At 40.4% G+C, this 21,250-nt stretch carries 21 protein-coding genes and 1 pseudogene; 12 read left to right on the top strand and 10 right to left on the bottom strand.

The window, feature by feature from the left end:
• The 3 genes from FTU34_RS13520 to FTU34_RS13510 all read left to right on the top strand — a co-directional run.
• On the top strand, positions 1–289 hold a 289-nt coding region (locus FTU34_RS13520), incomplete at its 5' end, for a transposase (RefSeq protein WP_373686023.1).
• Positions 290–568: 279 nt separating this feature from the next.
• A complete protein-coding gene (locus FTU34_RS13515; protein WP_078194290.1) occupies positions 569–1,873 on the top strand; it encodes a type II toxin-antitoxin system HipA family toxin in 1,305 nt (434 codons plus the stop codon).
• Positions 1,866–2,144 carry a helix-turn-helix domain-containing protein gene (locus tag FTU34_RS13510; protein ID WP_004871362.1) on the top strand — a complete coding sequence of 93 codons (279 nt, stop codon included), beginning with the start codon at positions 1,866–1,868 and terminating at the stop codon, positions 2,142–2,144. Before FTU34_RS13515 ends, FTU34_RS13510 begins: the two co-directional genes overlap by 8 nt.
• 15 nt (positions 2,145–2,159) lie before the next feature.
• Here the strand turns inward: FTU34_RS13510 and FTU34_RS13505 are convergent, their stop codons facing one another.
• A complete protein-coding gene (locus FTU34_RS13505) occupies positions 2,160–3,371 on the bottom strand; it encodes a tyrosine-type recombinase/integrase (RefSeq protein ID WP_111886099.1) in 1,212 nt (403 codons plus the stop codon).
• A gap of 248 nt (positions 3,372–3,619) precedes the next feature.
• On the opposite strand from FTU34_RS13505, the pseudogene FTU34_RS13500 reads away from it, so the two are divergent.
• From FTU34_RS13500 to FTU34_RS13485, 4 genes and pseudogenes are all read left to right on the top strand, one after another.
• A pseudogene (locus FTU34_RS13500) lies at positions 3,620–3,972 on the top strand (CoA transferase subunit A); the annotation flags it as partial.
• 3 nt (positions 3,973–3,975) lie between these two features.
• Positions 3,976–4,623 carry a 3-oxoacid CoA-transferase subunit B gene (locus tag FTU34_RS13495; RefSeq protein WP_180035901.1) on the top strand — a complete coding sequence of 216 codons (648 nt, stop codon included), beginning with the start codon at positions 3,976–3,978 and terminating at the stop codon, positions 4,621–4,623.
• Between the two features lie 323 nt (positions 4,624–4,946).
• Complete coding sequence (locus tag FTU34_RS13490; protein ID WP_180035902.1) at positions 4,947–5,738, top strand: phytanoyl-CoA dioxygenase family protein; 792 nt, start codon at positions 4,947–4,949, stop codon at positions 5,736–5,738.
• Positions 5,739–5,878: 140 nt separating this feature from the next.
• A complete protein-coding gene (locus tag FTU34_RS13485) occupies positions 5,879–6,304 on the top strand; it encodes a GFA family protein (RefSeq protein ID WP_180035903.1) in 426 nt (141 codons plus the stop codon).
• A 62-nt stretch (positions 6,305–6,366) separates the two neighbouring features.
• Here the strand turns inward: FTU34_RS13485 and FTU34_RS13480 are convergent, their stop codons facing one another.
• Positions 6,367–7,482 carry an S-(hydroxymethyl)glutathione dehydrogenase/class III alcohol dehydrogenase gene (locus FTU34_RS13480; RefSeq protein ID WP_180035904.1) on the bottom strand — a complete coding sequence of 372 codons (1,116 nt, stop codon included), beginning with the start codon at positions 7,480–7,482 and terminating at the stop codon, positions 6,367–6,369.
• Between the two features lie 299 nt (positions 7,483–7,781).
• Between FTU34_RS13480 and FTU34_RS13475 the strand changes: the two genes are divergently transcribed.
• Complete coding sequence (locus FTU34_RS13475) at positions 7,782–9,056, top strand: NAD(P)/FAD-dependent oxidoreductase (protein ID WP_180035905.1); 1,275 nt, start codon at positions 7,782–7,784, stop codon at positions 9,054–9,056.
• A 102-nt stretch (positions 9,057–9,158) separates the two neighbouring features.
• Positions 9,159–10,151, top strand: coding sequence for a TauD/TfdA family dioxygenase (locus FTU34_RS13470; protein ID WP_180035906.1), 993 nt, complete (start codon positions 9,159–9,161; stop codon positions 10,149–10,151).
• A gap of 230 nt (positions 10,152–10,381) precedes the next feature.
• On the opposite strand, the gene FTU34_RS13465 is transcribed toward FTU34_RS13470, so the two are convergent.
• A complete protein-coding gene (locus tag FTU34_RS13465) occupies positions 10,382–10,723 on the bottom strand; it encodes a hypothetical protein (RefSeq protein WP_180035907.1) in 342 nt (113 codons plus the stop codon).
• A gap of 128 nt (positions 10,724–10,851) precedes the next feature.
• Between FTU34_RS13465 and FTU34_RS13460 the strand changes: the two genes are divergently transcribed.
• Both FTU34_RS13460 and FTU34_RS13455 read left to right on the top strand, forming a co-directional pair.
• Positions 10,852–11,247: a transposase family protein gene (locus FTU34_RS13460; protein ID WP_071851480.1), complete on the top strand. Its 396-nt coding sequence runs from the start codon at positions 10,852–10,854 to the stop codon at positions 11,245–11,247.
• Entirely contained in the window at positions 11,195–11,665 is a 471-nt protein-coding gene (locus FTU34_RS13455) for an IS5/IS1182 family transposase (RefSeq protein WP_039254797.1), read from the top strand. Before FTU34_RS13460 ends, FTU34_RS13455 begins: the two co-directional genes overlap by 53 nt.
• Positions 11,666–12,295: 630 nt before the next feature.
• On the opposite strand, the gene FTU34_RS13450 is transcribed toward FTU34_RS13455, so the two are convergent.
• Together FTU34_RS13450 and FTU34_RS13445 are read right to left on the bottom strand one after the other, a co-directional pair.
• Positions 12,296–13,468, bottom strand: a complete 1,173-nt coding sequence (locus FTU34_RS13450; RefSeq protein WP_180035908.1) for a hypothetical protein — start codon at positions 13,466–13,468, stop codon at positions 12,296–12,298.
• Between the two features lie 129 nt (positions 13,469–13,597).
• Positions 13,598–14,449, bottom strand: coding sequence for an ABC transporter substrate-binding protein (locus FTU34_RS13445; protein WP_180035916.1), 852 nt, complete (start codon positions 14,447–14,449; stop codon positions 13,598–13,600).
• Between the two features lie 168 nt (positions 14,450–14,617).
• Between FTU34_RS13445 and FTU34_RS13440 the strand changes: the two genes are divergently transcribed.
• A complete protein-coding gene (locus tag FTU34_RS13440; protein ID WP_249682337.1) occupies positions 14,618–15,346 on the top strand; it encodes a class II aldolase and adducin N-terminal domain-containing protein in 729 nt (242 codons plus the stop codon).
• Positions 15,347–15,411: 65 nt separating this feature from the next.
• Here the strand turns inward: FTU34_RS13440 and FTU34_RS13435 are convergent, their stop codons facing one another.
• The 5 genes from FTU34_RS13435 to FTU34_RS13415 form a co-directional block, all read right to left on the bottom strand.
• Positions 15,412–16,281: a phytanoyl-CoA dioxygenase family protein gene (locus FTU34_RS13435; RefSeq protein ID WP_180035909.1), complete on the bottom strand. Its 870-nt coding sequence runs from the start codon at positions 16,279–16,281 to the stop codon at positions 15,412–15,414.
• Between the two features lie 19 nt (positions 16,282–16,300).
• Positions 16,301–17,146: a transporter substrate-binding domain-containing protein gene (locus tag FTU34_RS13430; RefSeq protein WP_180035910.1), complete on the bottom strand. Its 846-nt coding sequence runs from the start codon at positions 17,144–17,146 to the stop codon at positions 16,301–16,303.
• Between the two features lie 200 nt (positions 17,147–17,346).
• Positions 17,347–18,855, bottom strand: coding sequence for an amino acid ABC transporter permease/ATP-binding protein (locus tag FTU34_RS18060; RefSeq protein ID WP_180035911.1), 1,509 nt, complete (start codon positions 18,853–18,855; stop codon positions 17,347–17,349).
• A 257-nt stretch (positions 18,856–19,112) separates the two neighbouring features.
• Positions 19,113–20,249 (bottom strand): acetylornithine deacetylase, encoded by a 1,137-nt coding sequence (gene argE, locus FTU34_RS13420; RefSeq protein ID WP_180035912.1) that lies wholly within the window; start codon positions 20,247–20,249, stop codon positions 19,113–19,115.
• A 3-nt stretch (positions 20,250–20,252) separates the two neighbouring features.
• A complete protein-coding gene (locus tag FTU34_RS13415) occupies positions 20,253–21,233 on the bottom strand; it encodes a LysR family transcriptional regulator (protein ID WP_180035913.1) in 981 nt (326 codons plus the stop codon).
• Positions 21,234–21,250 lie beyond the last annotated feature (17 nt).

Below are 21,250 nucleotides of genomic sequence, written 5' to 3'. Positions count from 1 at the left end.
GATTCCACCTAGAAAAAATGCGAAACCATGGAAAGATACAAAGATCAGCTCGCTAGCGCGAAATGAATTACTTCGAACAGTTAAACGTTTAGGCAGGACATTATGGAAAAAATGGTCCGGCTATCATCGCCGCAGTTTGGTGGAAACCAAGATGCATTGCATCAAATTATTAGGTGATAAATTAATGGCAAGAAGCTTTTCTAGTCAGGTGAATGAAATTCATGCACGTGTAGCAGTCCTCAACAGATTTACGGAATTAGGTCGACCACTTACCCAAGTTACGCCTTAAATTTGGCTCAATTAGGGGGCTTTGTATTTCAAATCTTTGTGCAACAAAGCCGATCAGATGGATTAAGTTATTCCATTTATTTTCTCCTTTTGAATATTTAATCAAAAAAATTGCATAAAGAAGTTAGTAATTTAGCAATACGACAAGTTATGACGTTTAAAATGATTACTTATAGTGCAAATTAAATGATTCTAAATCAGAGTAGGAAATTTAATATATATCTACTATAATAAATAAATATAGCCAAAATAGAAACTAATATTTTATTTTAATACATATATGAATCAATATTGCACACTTCAAATTTTTCAAAATAACGAATGGCAAGATTGCGCTATCGTTGAATTAATTGCTAATCAAGAGCAAGGCTGGAGAGCATCTACACGAACGTCATACTTATTTGAATATGCTATTGAACATATGGATTTAAGGGATGGTCATGCTCTATCATTCCAATTTCCAGTCAATGTACAAAACAACTTAGAAAACCAATGGCCAGCATTTCTCATGGACTTGCTACCTCAAGGTTATGGGCGAAAGGAGCTTTTAAATCAGCTGGGTTTTTCAATTAATGCAGAAGAACAAGCTGATTGGCCCCTACTGAAATCTGGGGCAGGTAATCCTATTGGTAATCTACGAATTAAAGAAGCTTATGACTGGCTTCAAGATCATTTTCCGACAGTGAAACCTCGTGGATTTAGCCTAAGCGAAATAATTGAAAGGAAAGAAGATTTCATTGAGTCACTTGCATCATATGGCTTATTTGTTGCTGGTTCTTCAGGTGTTCAAGGTGAATGGCCTAAACTATTACTAACACAAGGATATGATGGTCTGTTTTATTTAGATCACAGTCTTCCAGATGAACTAGCAGCAAAGCATTGGCTAGTTAAATTTAGTCGTGGAAATGATCAAAAACTGGAAAAAATACTGTTACATGAAGCAATTTACATGAAAATAGCTCGGTATTTAGGTCTAAGAGTGTTCAAGGACTTGGAACTTCACCAGAGAACGCTATTTATTCCACGTTTTGATCGCCAAATTATCAATGGTAAAGTCGAAAGAGTTGCACAAGAAAGCCTAGCCTCTTTAAGTGGTAAAGCTGGCTTCGGCGTTAAAATGACACATAATCAAATCTGTACATTGATCATGGAATGTTGCTCATCACCAAAAGCTGAAATTTTTGAATATTTGAAACGAGATATTACTAATGTTGCATTAGGAAATAAAGATAATCATACCCGTAATACCGCAATTCAACGTTTAAATGACGGTACAATTCAATTAACACCCCTCTTCGATTTTGCACCAATGTGGCTTCATCCTGACGGAATTGCACGTACTACACGTTGGGAAAAAGATGACCATGGAGGAATGCCTATATGGGGATCTGTCATAACGCAAATAGAAGAATGTACAGGAATAGATTCAACTGAAATTAAACATACAATGATTCAACAATTGCCACTGTATGAAAATTTGCTCGATGAAATGAAAAAAATAAATATAGATGATGAGATTTTACAAAATAGTCATCATCGTATATTGAATATATGCCAACAGATTCAGGAGCTTTCTAATGGATAAACGTTATAAGCCTATGACGGCAATCGAGCAAATGAATAAACGCTTACAAGTATTAGAAAATATAAATAACAATCCTGAGTGGCAAATTTACCAGATTGCATCATACATTAGAAAAGAACTACATTTAACATTAAATGAAATGAGTAAAATTACTAAAATAGCACCACAGACTTTACAGAAAATGGAGCAACCTGATAGTAATCCAACATTAGATTCTATAAATAAGTTGTTAAATGCATTTGGTTTAAAATTTATTATTAAATCAAAATAGTTTAATTTAAATTACCTATAAACTAGATTTTGATTTATTTTCTAAATAGTCACCCCACCACTGCATCATATCAGCTCTTTGTTGAATATAATCTGCATGGTTATAACTAGCACGTGTTTTATTCTTATCTACATGTGAAAGCTGAGCCTCAATCCAACTATCTTGAAATAAGCCAGAATCATTTAAAATAGTACTGAATGTTGATCTTAAACCGTGTGAGGATAGCTCATTTGTTTTGTATCCCATCTTACGAATGGCTGAATTTATTGTGTTAAAATGCAATGGCTTATCTTTAATTTTTGGGCTGGCAAAAACATAACGATCGCCTTGTGACCACTCTAGTGCAGATCTAACAATGCTCACCGCTTGCGATGATAACGGGACTAAAAAATCTGGAATATCATAACCTGCTATCACTTTTCGACGATATTGCTTGATATGTAAAGCAGGTATTTTCCAAATTTTGTTGTCAAAATCAAAATGATGAGGTTCTGCAGACAATAACTCTGCCCCCCTGACTCCAGTATATAATTTAAATAGGATTGCTTTTTTTATAATTGGATCTGTATTTAGTTGAGTTATTCTAAGAATAAAATTAGAAATTTCTTCATCTTTTAAATAGGGATAATTTTTCTTTAATTTCCCTTTCAATAATATTTTATTGAGACCATAAGCTTGATTATAATCACAGTATCCCATTGCAACTGCAAAATCATAGATTTGATTTAAATAGCTATACGCTTTTTTTACAGGTTCCTTAACTCCCCTATTTTCAATCTGCTTAATTACCTTAACTAAATCAGTTCTTTTAATTTTGCTAAAATCTATATCACCAATAACGGGATAAATGTCATTTATTAAACATGCATTCGCCAATTGGATTACACCACCACGTGGTTGATCTTTAAATGAATTATTTGTTTTAAACTCTAACCATTCTTCACAAACAACTTTAAAAGTTTGAATTTTCTCCTGAACTAAATTTTGTGTAGAAAATTTAGTTGCCTTATAGGAGTCTCTGGCCACTCTAGCCTCTTTGAGATTCATCTCAGGATATGTACCTAGAGTGACTCGTGGTCTTTTACCCGTTTCTGCAACTGAATATCGATAACTCCAAGACTTTTTTCCATTAGGATCGACTTTTAAGCTTAAACCATCATCATCAGCTAAAAAGTAAATTTTTTCTTTTGGATATGACTTTCGTACTTGTGTTTCCGTAAGACTCATAAATTTTTATAAACCAGCATAATGATCCCCATTATCTAAATTATATCAAAAATAAGCATTATTATGTGATGCGTATATTACGCATCACATAAGAATTTATATATATGTTTTTTATGAATATTATTCTTAGTTTATAAGTTGAGTTAACCAAAAAAGTAACCACTGTTAAAATCTGTATTAAGCAACAAAAATTAGTAATAGTTAATCATTACTCTGCAATGGGTTTGTTTTAAAGACCTCGCAACCAAGCCTTTTTTACTCAAACGGGTGTCGGTACTTTAATTGCGGAAGGTAAAGAAGTCCGTAACTTTGGCGGTAAAGACTATATTTTAGAACAGACCATCACCACAGATATTGCCTTGGTTAAAGCCTATAAAGCAGATAAAGCTGGCAATTTAATCTTTAGAAAACTGCGAGAAACTTTAATTCCGAATGTGCAATGGCCGGCAAAATGACGGTGGTTGAAGTTGAGCAGATTGTCGAAATTGGTGAGCTAGATCCAGATGATATCCATTTACCCGGCATCTATGTCAACCGCTTGGTACTCAATACTGCGCCCAATAAACGCATTGAACAAATGACCCTAAAAGTGGAGGCTTAAATCATGGCTTGGACACGTAATGAAATGGCGCAGCGCGCAGTACAAGAGCTTGAAGATGGTTTCTATGTAAATTTAGGAATTGGCCTTTCAACGCTGGTTGCAAATTATATACCTAATGATATGAATGTCTGGCTTCAATCTGAAAATGGCTTATTGGGTATTGGTGAGTTTCCAACGCAAAAAACCGTTGATGCAGATTTAATTAATGCTGGAAAACAAACGGTGACGGCACGTTCAGGTGCTGCCTTTTTTTCCAGTTCTGAATCCTTTGCTATGATTCGCGGCGGTCATGTCAATGTGGCAATTTTAGGAGCGATGGAAGTTTCAGAAAGCGGTGACTTAGCCAACTGGATGATCCCGGGTAAAAAAGTCAAAGGTATGGGCGGTGCAATGGATTTGGTTGCAGGTGTACAAAAAATTGTTGTTCTCATGGAGCACTCAGCAAAAGATGGCAATCCCAAAATTTTAAAACAGTGTACGCTTCCATTAACCGGTAAAGGTGTGGTCAACAGAGTGATCACAGACCTTGGAGTTTTAGATATTACCCCTGCTGGAGTTGAGCTTGTTGAGCTTGCTAAAGATGTAAGTTTGGAACACATTCAGAAAGCGACGGGTGTAGAGTTAATGACAAAAAATATAAAAGTTGCTTAATTCTATAAATATTTTTTTGCAATAAAAAAGCCCACTTTTACAGTGGGCTTTAATGTGTTGACTTAACAACAAATCTTGGTAGGTATATCCAGACTCGAACTGGAGACCTCTACGATGTCAATGTTCTGGAAAAATTGAGAATATCAACAAAAGATTAATTAAAGTGAGATACAAGTTGTCTACAACGTAATTCCAAAAAAACAAATCTCTCATTTGAAAAAGATGAATTTCGTCTGCTCAGGCAAAAGCTTATATTTTTTCCATCATCATTCCCCCAAGTTTTGATGATAGGCATATAGGTATTTACTTCTCAGGAGCCGTTCATGTTCAAAGAAGAGCAGCAAATATTTGCACGAGATGGCGTAGTGATTCTGCGCGGTCTTTTTAAAGATTGGATAGATGTTTTGGAACAAGGCGTTGCCGTCAATGAACAAAACCCAGGTCAATGGTTTCGTGACTATACGCCGGGGCAAACAGAGGGCCGCTTTTGGGCGGACTACTGCAATTGGCAGAGAATTGAGGCTTTTGACCAATTTATTCGTAAGAGCCCCGCGGCCGATATTGTAAAAAACATTATGAATGCGCAAGCGGTACGTATGTTTCATGAGCATGTTTTGGTAAAAGGTACTGGCTCAGCAAAAGTGACACCTTGGCATCATGACGCGCCTTATTACCCTGTAAATGCAAAGCAAACCTTAAGCTTATGGATTCCGCTTGATCCGATTTCACGCGAGTCCAGTATTGAGTTTGTGGCGGGTTCACATCTCTGGGGCAAACACTTTAAAGCTCAGGGCTTTAATGGCGAATATTATGAACATGAAGGCGCTAAAGAAGAGATGCTGCCAGATATTGACGCTCACCGTGAGGACTACAGCATTCTCGGCTGGGAACTGGAACCCGGTGATGCGATTGCCTTTGACTTTCGGACTATACACGGCGCACCAGGCAATAGCTCGAAACAGCATGCACGCCGTGCGGTCTCTTTCCGCTGGTTAGGCGATGATGCCGTTTATGTCGATCGAGGCGGAAAAACCTCTCCACAATATCCGCATTTGATCGACAAATTACAGACAGGCGATGCCCTGCCTGAGGATGAATTTCCGTTCATGGCTTGACCATTAATTTTTAAAGGTCCCTCCTGATACCAATGCTGACCCATTTTCAGCATTGGTTTTTTTTTATGCGCTTATGAACTTGCGAAAAATGTGTAAAAAACTTAAAAATAAATCTCATATATAACAAGATCAGCAAAAACATGAGCTATAACGGCAGCTGCCTATGCGGCGATGTCCAATTTCAGATACTGCAAGACATCCATACCATTTATCATTGCCATTGCAGTTTATGCCGTAAACAAAGCGGTACGGGTGCAAATGCCGCATCACTTATCCACTGCAGCGCTTTTCAATGGCTCCAAGGCCAAGAACAGATTCAAAGCTTTTATAAAGCTTCAGGTTTTACTTCCTGCTTTTGTTCTCATTGTGGCTCTCCACTTCCAAATACTGTACGCAATACCGATTGGATCTGGATTCCACTCGGCCTATTAGATCAAAGCCCTGCCATATCAACCCGATTAAACTTTTGCCTCAGTTCTAAAACTGCATGGCAAATACCCTCTGAAGCAGATCAAAGCTTTGATCACTTGCCGAAAATGAGTGAACTCAATGCATTTTTTAAATGACAGTTGAATCCACAATCAAAAAAGCCCTGAATCATTCAGGGCTTTTAGGTAAGACTGAAACTTTATTCACTAAAATGAATTACGGTACGAATCGATTTTCCTTCGTGCATCAAATCAAAAGCTTCGTTAATTTGTTCCAAGCCCATGGTGTGCGTCACAAATGGTTCGAGCTGAATCTCTCCTTTCATCGCATCTTCTACCATGCCCGGCAGCTGACTGCGGCCTTTTACCCCGCCAAAGGCTGTACCTTTCCACGTGCGTCCCGTCACCAGCTGGAATGGGCGTGTTGAAATTTCCTGCCCTGCTCCTGCTACACCAATAATCACGGACTGTCCCCAGCCACGATGTGCAGACTCAAGCGCCGAACGCATGACATGGGTATTACCGATACATTCAAAGGAATGATCAACTCCCCAGCCTGTCATTTCCACAATCACTTGCTGAATCGGCTGTTCATAATCTTTAGGGTTTAAAAAGTCTGTTGCGCCAAACTCTTCTGCAAGCTTGAACTTTTCAGGGTTGGTATCCACCACAATAATACGGCCTGCTTTGGCTTGGCGCGCACCTTGCACCACTGCCAAACCGATACCGCCTAAACCGAATACCGCAACCGTGTCGCCTTCTTGCACTTTAGCTGTGTTATGCACTGCGCCTATCCCTGTTGTTACCCCGCAGCCCAGCAGACAAACGTGTTCAGGATTCGCTTCAGGGTTAATTTTAGCCAAAGAAACTTCAGCCACAACTGTATATTCAGAAAAGGTTGAACAGCCCATGTAATGGTAAATAGGCTCGCCATTATATGAAAAACGTGTTGTACCGTTTGGCATCACACCCTTACCTTGTGTTGCACGTACCGACACGCACAGGTTAGTTTTACCTGATTTACAGAACAAGCACTCGCCGCATTCAGCTGTATACAATGGAATGACGTGATCACCAGGTTTTAAACTGGTCACGCCCTCACCGACTTCAATCACAATGCCCGCACCCTCATGCCCCAGCACCGCAGGGAAAATACCTTCAGGATCTGAACCTGACAGCGTAAAAGCATCGGTATGGCAAACACCAGTATGGGTAATTTTAACCAAGACTTCTCCTGCCTGCGGCGGAGCAACATCCAGTTCTACAATTTTCAGTGACTGGCCTGGACCAAATGCGACAGCTGCTCGTGATTTCATTTTGTACCCTTCTTTACTGAATGATTTATTGCCCAACCAATGTTTTAAAACTGTTTTTTTGAACAATAAATCAAAATTACAAACTTAAATTTCTTGTGCCTTTTATATGAAAATCACGCTGTGCAAGCAATTCGGTTTTTTTGATGCACTTGTTTTGCTTATATGATTTTCTCTTTTCTTTACCACTATCTATAGTCAATTCATCGAAACAGATGTCTAGGTATGAAACGGAAAAAGTTTCAGCACTGGGCTAAATACAGCGTACTTACACCAGCGTGCATGTAGGAAGGATGAATAATATGAAATTAAATAATTTGACTGTGGATACGGTTGTAGTGGGTGCAGGCCAAGCAGGAGTTGCGATGAGTGAGCATTTAAATGCGCTAGGCATTTCTCACGTCGTTTTGGAAAAAAACCGTATTGCTGAAGCTTGGCGTACACGCCGCTGGGATTCATTACTCGCAAATGGCCCTTGCTGGCATGACCGCTTTCCAAATATGGAATTTGACGCGGACCCTGACAGCTTTATTCATCATGACCAAGTCGCAGACTATTTCCAAAACTATGCAGAAAAGTTTAACTTGCCGATTCATACCGGTGTTGAAGTATTCAAAGTTTATAAAACCGATCAGCGCCTTGGGTTTACAGTAGAAACCTCCGAAGGCACGATTTATACGCAGCGCTTAGTATCAGCAACAGGCGCATTTCAAAAAGCAGTGATTCCTCCCGTCGCTCTGCAAAAACCTGAGTTTTACCAAATCCATTCAGACCAATACAAAAACCCGCAGCAGCTGCCTGAAGGTGCTGTTTTAGTGATTGGTTCAGGTTCTTCTGGTGTGCAGATTGCAGATGAAATCAACCGTTCTGGTAAAAAAGTTTATCTATCTATCGGTCAACATGAACGTCCGCCGCGTACTTACCGCAACCGTGACAATGTATGGTGGCTAGGCGTACTTGGCGGCTGGGACTTTATGCGTACAGATAAAGGGCCGCTCAAAGGTTTAGCCGTAAGCGGCGCGCATGGCGGTATAAATATTGATTTCCGCGCCTTAGCAAAACAAGGCATTACCCTATTGGGCATGACCGATTCATTTGACGGTCAAAAAATTCAATTCAAAGCTGACCTGAAACAAAACCTTGAATCTGGTGATGCTGCGCTGCATGCCTTTTACGACCAAGCAGATGAATATGTGCGTGCCAATGGCCTCGACCTGCCTGCTGAACCGCAAGCGCGTCAGCTGCTGCCTAACCCAGAATGCGTAACGCAGCCGATTTTAGAGCTGGATATGCAAGCCGCCAACATTACGAGCGTCATTTGGGCTTCAGGCTTCAGTTATGACTTTGACTGGCTGCAAGTCAATGCCTTTGATGAGCAAAAAAAACCGAAACATAAACGAGGCATTTCAGATGAACGCGGGATCTATTTCCTTGGTTTGCCCTATTTGACTGGTCGCGGTTCAAGCTTTATTTGGGGCGTTTGGCATGATGCTAAATACATCGCTGAACACATTGATATTCAACGTAAATACCAAGAATACCAAACCGATAAAAATCTACTCAAAAACACCGCCTAATTTCTACCTTTATGCACACATGAATCTCTCTCCATTTATGTGTGCATTTTTCATTCAATCTCTGTTCAGCTTTGCTCTGACCATTTCAAAATTGAGGATATGATGACCACCATTTTAAAATCAAAAATTACAGATAAGTGTGCATGGATCGGGGCAGAGATTGCCGAAAAAACCGATTGGATCTACCACTTATCACCACATGTATTAAGCATTTTTGATCACAGCCTGCAAGTATTGGCGGCAAAAAACTTAGCTGCGCCCAATTTTGTAAAATCGGATGTCGTCATTCAGGATGACGCTTTTTTAAAGGAAATTGCCTATATTTCTAATGAATTGGAAAACGGCTACGGTTTCATTGTGATTCGCGGTTTAGACCCAGAAAAATACAATGAACTTGAAATGAGCAATATTTACTATTTGATGGGTTTATACATGGGAAACAGCGTGACACAAAATGCACGCGGCGACCTCATTGGTTATGTCGAAAACATAGGTGATAAAAGCAAAAAAATGACCCGTGTTTATGAAACCAACAGCTATTTGCCCTACCATGCGGACTTAAGTGATGTCGTTGGTCTGCTCTCAATTCGTAAAGCTAAAACTGGCGGCCTCAGCAGCATTGTCAGCTCATCTACGGTTTATAACCGTATTTTAGAACAATATCCCGAATACTTAGGCTATTACTATCACCCAGCTTGGTATGACCATTTGGGAGAAACCGAACCTTCACTGAGTCCGATTTTCAGTTATTTTGACGGTAAATTGGCCTGCCGCTACTTACGCTATTATATTGAATTAGGCCATGACCGCAGAAACGTTCCACTGTCCCAAGTACAAATGGATGCCCTGAATATTTTTGATGAAATTAGCCATGATCCAAGCTTAAGGCTCGATATGATGTTAGAACCGGGCGATATTCAGTTCTGTAATAACTACTGTGTCATGCATTCGCGCACTTCATTTGAAGATTATGATGAAGCTGATAAGCGCCGCAAACTTTTACGCCTCTGGCTGCAAATGCCAAATGCGCGCAAGCTTGCGAAAGACTTCCCAGGTCGTAACGGCATACCGAAAGGTTTAGGCGAGGTAGCTTAATTTATAAAACTGAAAAGAGGCGTTGGTCGCCTCTTTTTTATTCCTTCATTTTAGTGTTAACAGCTTTGAAACTATTCTGCATATTCTTCTAATGATGGACCTAAAATCTAACAAATTAATGGCAGTGAATCATATCTAACTTGTCCCATTTAAATTGGTTCTAACTTCCGCATTTCGTATAATCGCCATTATGTTCAATCGATGATAAAAGGCTCGATTCATAGAATTATTCATTTAGAAGTTATAGAGGGTTCATCATAAACCCGTAAAATAAAGTCATTAAAATCAATTAATTGATATATCCCCCTCTGTTTGTAGAAGAAAATATTTACTTCTAAATATTCAGCTTTATAACATTTTGTTCTATCCATTTTTTTTATAAAATTTGGAAATTGCTTTTTAAATGGAAAATAGGGTCTAACGAAGTTCTGGCTCTTTAAACCATCAACTAAAAAATAATAACTATCTATCGAGGTATATGCTCCTGTAGATTTTCTTGAATAAGGCTTATAACCGAGATAACAAATTTCTCCGACTTTAAAGTTTCCTTGTTCATATTGTTTATCTACCATTTTTGATACAAAGATAGAAAATAAAATATTAAAAATTAATAATAGATCTCTTTCATAAATCAAAAAACGATCTTCTTTTGGTTAATATTTGCACTCCGGATTTCTTAGCATTCGTGCATAATCTGCGGATGAAATACATCGATTCAAACAAGCTTTCTGATCCTCAGTTCAAGCGATACACAGGCATCTCATGGTCAACTTTCTATTTGATGGTTGAGCAATTGAAGAAACATGTCCCTGCCAAAGGCAGACCGCCCAAGTTAAGCCTGGAAGACCAGGTTCTGCTCTGTCTAAGCTATTGGCGGGAATACCGAACCTTATTTCACGTTGCGACGAGCTACGGGGTTTCAGAGCCCACAGCCTCAAGAATTGTCCGTCATGTTGAAGACTGCCTGATTCGGTCCAATCTCTTTAATTTACCCAAAGATTTACCCGAGGGCGAAGGCATCGATTGGAATGTTGTGATCGTGGATGCCACAGAAATTCCAATCCAAAGGCCTAAAAAAACAGAAGAAAAGCTATAGCGGCAAGAAAAAGACCCACACTTTCAAAGTACAGGCCATCATTCATTATCAAACTCAAAAAATCCTGAGTTTATGTACGAGTCGTGGTGCCGTACATGATTTCGAACTCTTCAAACGTAACTTGAATCAGATTCCTGCAGGTGCATTTATCCTTGCGGATAAGGGTTATCAGGGAATTTATACAGTGTATCCAAATAGCTTGTTGCCATTAAAAGCAAAGAAGCGCTGTAAACTGGATTCCGAACTAAAAATCTATAATCAGGAAATCAATAAAAGAAGAATTGGAATTGAGCATGTATTTGGCAGTTTGAAAACCTTCAAAATTCTTGCTGAGCGATATCGCAATCGAGGCAAAAGACTAGCATTAAGATTCAATCTAATTGCTGGAATTTATAACTTGGAGCTGAGTGAAAAATGACTTATGAAAGAAATCTAATAAAAATAGTAAAAATCCTCCAATTAAAAGCACTCTTCTATGATAAAGATCCATTAAAAATCCCTTTCAAATTAGTTATTTCCCTAAAATAAACATAATACACGTTATAAGAAATCAATTTATTTTATCAATAAATTTCAAAACCTTACACAAATACAAAGAGCACTATTCTACTCAATGGTGCTTTTTCCATGGTTTTTACTGTTATAAGCCTAATTTTAATCAATATTCCACAGTTTTGTGTAATCCCATTCAAAGATAAAGCAAACAAAAGTGTCCAGATAAAATAGTAATCGATATCCAAGTAGTTATTGATATTGCAAACTCTCCCGAAACCATTTTAATTTGCGCAACAAAATTTAATGCAAATTTTCAGATAAAGTCTGATCCCGTACTTCGTGATATGAAGCTTTTCAAATACCTCCTGCTCATTTCTGCTTGTTCGTAATTCATCATCGAACTCAATATTCAGCGATTGAAACAAAATTCACCAAACTTGATACGTAAATTCCACATGTATCCTGAACAGCACTGCAAAAACTAAATTTCAGGCAGATAAAAACACCGTATAAATTGCTTTATACGGTGTGAGTTTAATCGAAAGTATCTGACTTAGAAATTGTAATAGAACTGCAGATTCAACAGTTCATGCGTATCATCATCGCCGCCTTGCGCATACGAGCTACTCGGGCCGCCAATCAGGAAGTCATTTTTACCCATAATATATTCGGCCACAAAACTCATATTTTTATAGTAGGTTGCAACTCCCACCAAATGACGCGATGAATCGTCATAACCATCTTCAGACTTCACATAGCTGCTGTACATCGCATATGGCATAACAGCATCCAGCTTGCCTACATTCTTAAACTTGTAGCTGACATCTGCGGTATAGAACATCCCCTCATTTGCCACCATAAAATTATCATCAAATGAACCCATTAAAGATTCTTTTGGCGTCAGCGGATCTTTGTTATCAACTTCATTTTTACCCAATGTTAAGCCAAAGCCTAAGTTGTTATAGCTGACATCGCCAAATACCGCCCACGCTTGACGGTCACCCGTTAGACCATTGGTTTTATTTTCAATATCCGACTGCCAATACGATGCGCCAATGTTCCCTTTCATCGGTTCCGGCAGGCTTCGGATTTCCTGCTTTACACGGCCAATAAACATATTCTGTTCATCTAAATGGGTCAGGCTAGAATCTTCGGGTTTAACGAAGTTAGTGGTGTAACGGCTGGCATCTTCTGAATAAGGGCCGCTGTAGCTGCCACCATCTCCAGTAAAGTAAGCCAATTCCACTTGCGTACCTGTATCAAACTTGCCTTGGTATTTCAGCCCGACATTATGTACGTCTTCTAAGCCAATCTGTGTAATGACCCCGCCATAATAGTTGCTTTCCCAAAAGCGCCCCGGCCCGAACGGCACAGGCTGCAAACCTGCTTGAAGCAAATGACTGTCGTTAATGTTATAGCCTACATAAGCATCGACCAATGTGGAAAAATCGCACAGCTTATTGTACTGATAGCAGCGATACTCTAAATGACCAAAAATTTTCGGTGAGGTATAGTCCAAGTTAATACGCGCTGCATCGAAGGTCAACTTATGATCATTTTCCGTCCAGCTTTTGTCTTGGTATTTCGCTCTTAAAAACCCTGAGAGTTTTAATTCCCCTAAGTCAGTTTTTGGATCCCCAATGGATAAATCTGCAGCCATAGCAGGTGTAGCCGCGCACCCCAACAGCCACAATGAAACACAATAATTTAAAGCTTTCTTTTGCATTATTTAAATCTCTATACCTGTTGTTAAGTCAAGTGTGTACTGCGGGCTTTTTTGCAAAAGCCCCTGCAGCGCTTCGCTTTAAACGAAGCTAGGAAAATAGGAGAATGAAATTAGAGGATCGATCTATGCCTATTTCGGCATGTATTTCGCAATTTGTTCAGCGCTAGGCGCTTGCAAGTTGTACTTCACCAGCAGCTTGTCAAATTCACCAGACTGTTTCATGGCATCCAAACCTTGGGTGACTTTTTCCAGCATGGCTGTATCTCCCTTACGGATCGCAATACCGCCTAAAACTGGGAAAAATTGCTCTGTCGAACTGATTTGAACACGGCCTTTCAGCTTTTCTGCAGTGCTCATCGCTACACTGGTATCGTCATAATGCGCATCCACTGCTTTAGACAGCAGCGCCTGCACTGACTCAGGCGAGGTATCAAACTCACGTATGGTGATAGCCGCTTTACCCTTCGCTACACAGCTTTCTGCAGACATTTGGCGTAGCTGCTCTGGGAACATTGAGCCTTTTTGCGCAGAAATCGTTTTACCGCATAAATCATCACGGGTTTTCGGCTGAAATTCAGAATCTGACAATGCGAGCAAAGCCTCTGTCGTCATGTAATACGGAACCATATCCACTTTTTCTAAACGCTCTTTGGTGATGTATAAACCTGACATCACTAAATCAAATTTTTTCGCTTCCAAACCCGTAATCAAGTTAGAAAAACGGCTGTCGATAAAATTTGCTTGAGCATTTGAATGTGCAAAGATTTGATTGGCTACATCAATGTCAAAACCAGCAGGTTTGTCATTTTCCATATATTCAAATGGCGGAAATGTCATATCACTGCCTATTTGATAGGTCTGGCCTGCAGCTGCCGCATCAGAAGCCGATGCCGCTGATGATGCAGTATCCGCACTTTTACTGCAGGCAGTTAAACCCCAAACCAAACATGCCGCTGCTACTAATGGCTTCATTTTTAACATTACACTCACTGCAACACTCCTTGAGTACTTTATGTACGTTTTAGAACTGTTATACGTGAGATTTTTCGAGATTGTAATTTTGAAATTCCTACGCAATACTCCAAAAAAAGCGATGCAAGCTTTTGATTAAACAGTAATAGACTTTTCTCATATTCTAAACAGAGCAATATGATGAAAACAGAACAGCAAATTCGTATAGACCTCGCAGCAGCACTGCGTTTGAGTGCAAAATTAGGCATGCATGAGGCAGTCGCCAACCACTTCAGTGCAGCTGTTTCAGAGGACGGAAAATCTTTTTTACTAAATCCGAAATGGGTACATTTTTCTAAGGTAAAGGCGAGTGATTTAATCTTAGTCCATGCCGATGATGCAGGCAGTTTTGAAAAAGGCAAAATAGACTCAACCGCATGGGCCATTCATGGCCAAATTCATAAGCTGCGCCCTGATATTAAAGTCATCATGCATTTACACCCGATTTATGCAACTGCGCTTTCCTGCCTGAAAAATCCGACCTTACTGCCGATTGAGCAAAACAGCGCACGCTACTTTAACCGTGTTTCTTATGATTCACATTATTCAGGCATGGCAGATCAAATCGCTGAAGGTCAGCGTCTTGCTCAGCTGCTGCAGACCAATACCCGACTGCTGATGGGCAACCACGGTGTACTGATCGGATCACATGATATTGGTCTGGCTTTTGATGATATGTATACCTTTGAGCGCTCAAGCCAAATCCTGATTCATGCCTATTCCACTGGCCAAACCTTAAATATTTTGGATGATGCTGTGGCAGAAAAAACAGCGCAGGATTGGGAAAAAATTGAAGATTTCAGCATCGCACATTTCGAAGAAATGAAAGAAATTTTGGCAGCTGAAGATCCAAGCTTTATGGATTAACAAAACTAAAGCAAAAAAAAAGAGCTTCAATTGAAGCTCTTTTTTCCTCTCTGGTTTTAAATTCGTTAAGCCATTTCTAAACCGGCTTGCTGTACAAAGAAAGAGGCCCCTTTGGGTTTTTGCGGCATTTTCAACTGATTCGCTGTCATACGCACTTGCCCGCTTTCTTGTCCGTAAACCAATTGCCCTTGGTGCACGCTTGGCAGCGGGTTATCTGACAATGCAACCGCATCTTCTGCTGCATATACCGTAATGAATAAATAGCGCGGCAACTCAGTATTATTTGCACCAGATGCATGCAGCAAACGGGTATGCATGAAACAGACTGAGCCTGCAGGGCCTGTGCAAGACACAAATTTTTGGCACTGCTCCGCCTCGACTTCATCTTCCACTTTGCCTGTGAAACGGCCATCTTGCCAGTGGTTATACAGCTCGCCCTTATGGCTGCCCGGAATCACCTGCAGCGGGCCATTGTCTTCTGTCACCTCACCCACCATCAATAACGCTGTAATCATGTCATCATTGGTATGTGGCGTGAATGGAAAGTCTTGATGCCATTTCACAGTGGTCGCTGTATGCGGCAGTTTGGCATTCACTTTACTGTGGTGAAAACGAGTGCCGCTACCTCCAATGAGCTCTCCAGCCATTTGCGCCATATTAGAATGAATGGCCGTTTCAAAATATGCATCTGAAATTTCGGTCGGTGAACTGACACGGCGTAGTGCTGGATGTTCTGAGCTGTGATCCGCAGGATCTACATCAAAGCGCGAGCGTCCATCAATGGTTTCTCCATAAGCTTCAGCAAAGCCTCGGCTTTCGTCAATCCATGCTTCCAACTGCTGACGTAAACCCTGTAATTCCGCAGCATCTACGACATTTTCGACAACTAAAAAACCGTCACGGTGAAATTGTTCAATTTGGTTTTGATTTAACATTTGCTCATCCTATTCGCTTTTATTTATTCATGACTGCTGCAATGTCTTCTTCAGTCGGTGCTTTTAAGCCATATGCAGTCAAAATTTCTTCATATTCGCCTGAGGCTTTAATCCGGTTCAAACCTTCCTCAACGAGCTTATATGTTTTGGTATCCCCTTTACGGATGCCAATACCGCCCACTGTCGGAAAGAATTGTTCTGTCGATGTAATTTTCACTTTGCCAGCTAAGCTGGTTTCAGCCGCTTTCATGACTGCGGCATCGTCATATTGGATTTCTACAGCATGCGCTAATAGTGCCTGCGTGGTTTGCGGCGATGTTTCAAACTCACGGATCATCAGCGCTTTCTTACCATTTGCTACACAGTTTTTCGCTGAAATTTCATGTGCCTGAGTTGAGAACGCAGTACCTTTCATTACGCCCACTACAGCTCCACACAAATCATTTGGCCCTTTTGGTGCAAGCTTGGAATCATGACGCACCAGCAATGAAATATCTGTTTTGTAGTAAGGGATCATATCAATCTGTTCAAGACGCTCAGGCGTGATGTACATAGATGAAAATAAAATATCGTACTTTTCGCCTTTTAGACCTGGGATCAGATTCGCCCAACGTGTATCCACCCAGTCGGCCTTATAGCTACCGTCAACTTCAGCGATCTTTTCCATAATTTCAACGCTGACACCGCTAGGCACACCATCTTTCAAATACTCGTATGGAGGGAAAGTCAGGTCTGAACCTACAGTGACCAAACGTTTTTCTGCTGCCGGCGCTGCCGAATCTGCAGTTGGTTCTAACTGTTTCGAGCAGCCAGCCAATAGTAAACCGCCAACAATAGCCCCAATGAACATTGATTTATTTTTCATATCCCATCCACCCAACTCTTTATGTTTATCTGTCATTTGAATATAGAACAAGCATATACAGAATCCGATTTGGATTTTTTTATGCAAAGCTTTATAAAAATAGAATTTAAAATTTGGCGATTAAAATATGAAAAAAGCAGCCAATAATGACTGCTTTCTTTCATTTAAATAGAAATACTATTTAGAAGTTTTATAAAAAGTTAATCCTTGGCAATAAATTTTTGGAACCGTTCATTATCAGACTGCATTAATGCTTCTGGTGCATCATTTAATACCACATGACCATTTTCCATAAACATTACACGATCAGATACTTTAAAGGCAAAGCGCATTTCATGGGTCACAATAATCATGGTTAAGCCTTCTTGTGCCAATTCTTCAATCACTTTCAGCACTTCATTGACCAACTCAGGGTCTAATGCTGAAGTCGGTTCATCAAACAGAATAATCGACGGTTGCATGGCTAGCGCACGGGCAATCGCCACACGCTGCTGCTGACCGCCTGAAAGCTGGTGCGGAAACTTATTGGCATGCATTTTCATACCAACTTTTTCCAGCATTGCTAAAGCCGTAACTTTGTTATCCAGCACCGTACCGCGCTTGTGATACAGCGGTGCAAGCATGACATTTTCCAAAATTGTTTTGTGCGGAAACAGATTGAAGCTTTGGAACACCATTCCGACATTTACAATTTGCTGTTTATATGCAGGCGATTCTTCAGTTAATTCCTGATCTTTTAAGAAAGGCTGACCCAATAAATTGACTGTACCTTTATTCAAGCTTTCTAAGCCATTTAAAGTACGGATAAATGTCGTTTTACCTGAACCCGATGGCCCAATTACGGAAATAACCTCCCCCCATTTAACTTTTAAATCAATCCCTTTCAGGACTTCATGCTCCCCATAGGCTTTATGAATATCAATCGCTTCCAATGCATATTCGCCATTGCGTTCAGTATTGATCTCTTTACGCGCACGGACAGAAGCTTGCGGCAGCTGCAGCAGCGGATCATTTTCCGCCAGCATCTCTGGTTTACGGTTCATAATATCAATACGGCGTTCAAACCAGCCGAGCAGCCAGCCAAAGACGGTCACGATCAGCACATAGTAGAAAGCCACAGCCAGCATAGTTTCCATCACCAAAAAGTTTTGGGTATATAAGCGCTGACCGACCAATAAAATTTCAGTGAGTGAAATGACCGAAACCAAAGACGTCAGTTTTACAATGGATACATATTCATTGCCCAGTGCTGGTAGCGCAACACGAAAGGCTTGTGGAATCACTACTAAACGCTGAATGCCTGAATATTTCATGCCCAGTGCTTTGCCTGCTTCAATTTGCCCCTTATGCACTGCTGTTAGACCGCCACGGTGAATCTCTGCAATATAAGCCGCTTCACTTAAAGTCATAGCAATCAGACCTGCAATAAATGGCGACGCCAAAAGTACACTGGAAGCTGGGAAAATTTGCGGCAGGTTATAAACAAATACCAGCAGGACCAACAGCGGTAAGCTTCTAAAGAACCAAATATAAAGATCACTCGACCATGCCAAAGGCTTGAATCTAGATTGTTTACCCAACGCCAGTACAAAGCCCAATACAATGCCGACCACCCAAACCAATACGCTGAGTTCAATGACGGTCCAAGTTGCGGCCCAAAAGTTTTTATGTGAAAACAAACTGAATGTATAAGACCAATTAAAATCCATTCAATACCCCACTCGCATGATTCTGTTCTATTTCCTTTGTTATAGCGAACTTTGAATGAATAAGTAATTTTGAAAAATTGAGGTCTTAATACAGAAATAATTAAGCAATAAAAAAGGCCAGATAACTGACCTTTTTAAAATGTGCACCTGTACAGCATTTATAATAAATACTGCATTTACCTTTATATAATGATCTAAAAACAAATATAAATACAAGTTTTATTTTAAATAACTTAGGCATAATAAATCAAAGCTGATTATACCCTTAAACTCATATAAAGCTTTTCTAAGAAAATATCACACTGCTGCAGCTGATCTATATCTACATATTCATTCGGTTTATGCGCTACAGCGATATCTCCCGGGCCACAAACCATCACAGGACAATGCAGCGCCCCTTGGAACAATCCGCCCTCAGTACCAAAGGAAATATTGCCTATAGAGGTTTCTTCTGGCAACAGGCTTTGAATAAACTGAACCGCCTCAATGGTTTTGGAGGTTTTCAGCCCTGGATATTGGTTGACTTCTTCAACCTCAATGTGACTGCGGAAGTCATCCTGTATTTGACTTAATATCTGCTCTTGAATAAGACTGCTGCTGTCCTCCGCCAAATGACGGATTTCATAATCCACCACACAACTGTTCGGTACAATATTCAGCGCTGTCCCACCATTAATCTTACCCACATGCACCGTGCTGTAAGGAATATCATAGCCAGCGTCCTTATGTCCTTGTTGACGGAGGTTCTGCTGAATGGTTTGCAAAGAAGTCACCAGCTGGCTGGCCACATGGATCGCATTGACATAATTAGGCGCTAAAGCCGAATGCCCCTCTTCACCGCAGCAGCGGGCGCGGAATACCGTTTTGCCTTTATGCGCCAATGCCAACTGCATCATGGTCGGCTCACCAATCACACATAAGATAGGGGAAATAATCGTGGAAGCCAGTTGATCTAAAATCCCACGTACACCAATACAGCCTATTTCCTCATCATAAGAAATACACAAATGCAGCGGACGTTTGAGCTCTAATTTTGAAGCTTTCAACATGGCGATGATGGCACATGCTAAAAAGCCTTTCATATCCGCTGTTCCGCGGCCAATAATTCTTCCGTCTTTATGCGTCGCTTCAAAGGCTGGCGAATCCCACTGCTGCCCTTCTACCGGCACAACATCTGAGTGGCCAGACAAGAGAATGCCTGCCTGATCACGCGGTCCCACACTGGCCAATAAATTAGCCTTGCTCTGTTCTGCATTAAAATTCAGTTCTGTAACAATACCGTTTTGTTCAAATAATTTTTGAACATAAAAAATAAACGCTAAATTGCTTTTATAAGATGTTGTATCAAAAGAAATCAATTTGTCTAACAGCTGTATTCTGTTTATTTCAGTCACTATTTATGCCTCTTCCAGTACAGGCTTTGCCTTTACATGCGGATCAAAGAAATGTGCATCGCCCATACCGGGTATGTATTGATTGGATAGGAATGCACGGCAGCGGCTGATGAATGCCTGCGACACCGTATTCAGATTTGCATTTTTTGCAGTCGCCAAACCAATTTTCATCGGACGGTTATCGCCTGCTATACGCAAGCGGACGAGTCGCTTGCCGTCTAATGAATAATTATTTTTCGGGCGCACATTTAAAATGGTATAGCCCAGATTATTGGCTACCATCGAACGGACAACATCCACATGGCGCGAAGTATGCGCCACCAACGGGCTTAACTTATGCTTACGGAACAATGAAATAAAGTAATCATTACTGAAAGGCATATCTAAAAGCACCATCGGCAGTTCTGCCAGTTCTTCTAAAGTCACCGCCACATTTTTTGCTAAAGGATGTGCTTCACTGACCAAAACATGCGGTGGCAGCACGGCCAAAGGTTCGAAATTAATCAGGTCATGATCAATATTTAAATCATAAGTCAGTGCGACATCCAGCTCATTTCGTGCCAGCTGGCTCAACAAAATCTGCTGATCATCCTCACTCAGTTCTAAAGTGACATTTTTATATAAATTGGCAAAGCCATGAATGATTTCTGCATAAATCATGGGTGAAAATGCAGTAAAACAGCCGAGCTTTAAGGGCCCACGGATAGAACCTGAAAAGTCTGCAGCCAAAGCATATAAACTGCTGGCCTGACTTAAAATGAATTTGCATTCCTGCATGACTTTTTCGCCAATGCTAGTCAGCATTAAGCCTTTTGCATGCTGGCGAATAAACAGCTGTACTTGCAATTCAGATTCTATGTGGGCAATCGCCGCTGAAATAGAAGGTGAAGAAACGTGAATTTTTTCAGATGCAATAATAATGCTGCCGCTTTCAGCTGTCGCAACAAAATATTGCATTTGACGTAAAGAAATTCGATTTAACAATGCCGCGTCCTTTTCAG

The sequence above is a fragment of the Acinetobacter sp. YH12094 genome (assembly GCF_013419295.1).
GTDB classification, from domain to species: Bacteria; Pseudomonadota; Gammaproteobacteria; order Pseudomonadales; family Moraxellaceae; genus Acinetobacter; species Acinetobacter amyesii.
This window is presented reverse-complemented; position numbering and strand designations above follow the sequence as displayed.

Excerpts from the sequence above, each read along its gene's own strand:
- FTU34_RS13480 (WP_180035904.1), bottom strand. The coding sequence starts at position 7,482 with ATGAAATCACGAGCAGCTGTCGCATTTGGTCCAGGCCAGTCACTGAAA.
- FTU34_RS13460 (WP_071851480.1), top strand. The coding sequence starts at position 10,852 with ATGAAATACATCGATTCAAACAAGCTTTCTGATCCTCAGTTCAAGCGA.
- FTU34_RS13435 (WP_180035909.1), bottom strand. The coding sequence starts at position 16,281 with ATGTTAAATCAAAACCAAATTGAACAATTTCACCGTGACGGTTTTTTA.
- FTU34_RS13470 (WP_180035906.1), top strand. The coding sequence starts at position 9,159 with ATGACCACCATTTTAAAATCAAAAATTACAGATAAGTGTGCATGGATC.
- FTU34_RS13465 (WP_180035907.1), bottom strand. The coding sequence starts at position 10,723 with ATGGTAGATAAACAATATGAACAAGGAAACTTTAAAGTCGGAGAAATT.
- FTU34_RS13510 (WP_004871362.1), top strand. The coding sequence starts at position 1,866 with ATGGATAAACGTTATAAGCCTATGACGGCAATCGAGCAAATGAATAAA.
- FTU34_RS13495 (WP_180035901.1), top strand. The coding sequence starts at position 3,976 with ATGGCTTGGACACGTAATGAAATGGCGCAGCGCGCAGTACAAGAGCTT.
- FTU34_RS13450 (WP_180035908.1), bottom strand. The coding sequence starts at position 13,468 with ATGCAAAAGAAAGCTTTAAATTATTGTGTTTCATTGTGGCTGTTGGGG.
- FTU34_RS13475 (WP_180035905.1), top strand. The coding sequence starts at position 7,782 with ATGAAATTAAATAATTTGACTGTGGATACGGTTGTAGTGGGTGCAGGC.
- FTU34_RS13515 (WP_078194290.1), top strand. The coding sequence starts at position 569 with ATGAATCAATATTGCACACTTCAAATTTTTCAAAATAACGAATGGCAA.
- FTU34_RS13430 (WP_180035910.1), bottom strand. The coding sequence starts at position 17,146 with ATGAAAAATAAATCAATGTTCATTGGGGCTATTGTTGGCGGTTTACTA.
- FTU34_RS13455 (WP_039254797.1), top strand. The coding sequence starts at position 11,195 with ATGCCACAGAAATTCCAATCCAAAGGCCTAAAAAAACAGAAGAAAAGC.
- FTU34_RS13490 (WP_180035902.1), top strand. The coding sequence starts at position 4,947 with ATGTTCAAAGAAGAGCAGCAAATATTTGCACGAGATGGCGTAGTGATT.
- FTU34_RS13440 (WP_249682337.1), top strand. The coding sequence starts at position 14,618 with ATGATGAAAACAGAACAGCAAATTCGTATAGACCTCGCAGCAGCACTG.
- FTU34_RS18060 (WP_180035911.1), bottom strand. The coding sequence starts at position 18,855 with ATGGATTTTAATTGGTCTTATACATTCAGTTTGTTTTCACATAAAAAC.
- FTU34_RS13485 (WP_180035903.1), top strand. The coding sequence starts at position 5,879 with ATGAGCTATAACGGCAGCTGCCTATGCGGCGATGTCCAATTTCAGATA.
- FTU34_RS13445 (WP_180035916.1), bottom strand. The coding sequence starts at position 14,449 with ATGTTAAAAATGAAGCCATTAGTAGCAGCGGCATGTTTGGTTTGGGGT.
- FTU34_RS13505 (WP_111886099.1), bottom strand. The coding sequence starts at position 3,371 with ATGAGTCTTACGGAAACACAAGTACGAAAGTCATATCCAAAAGAAAAA.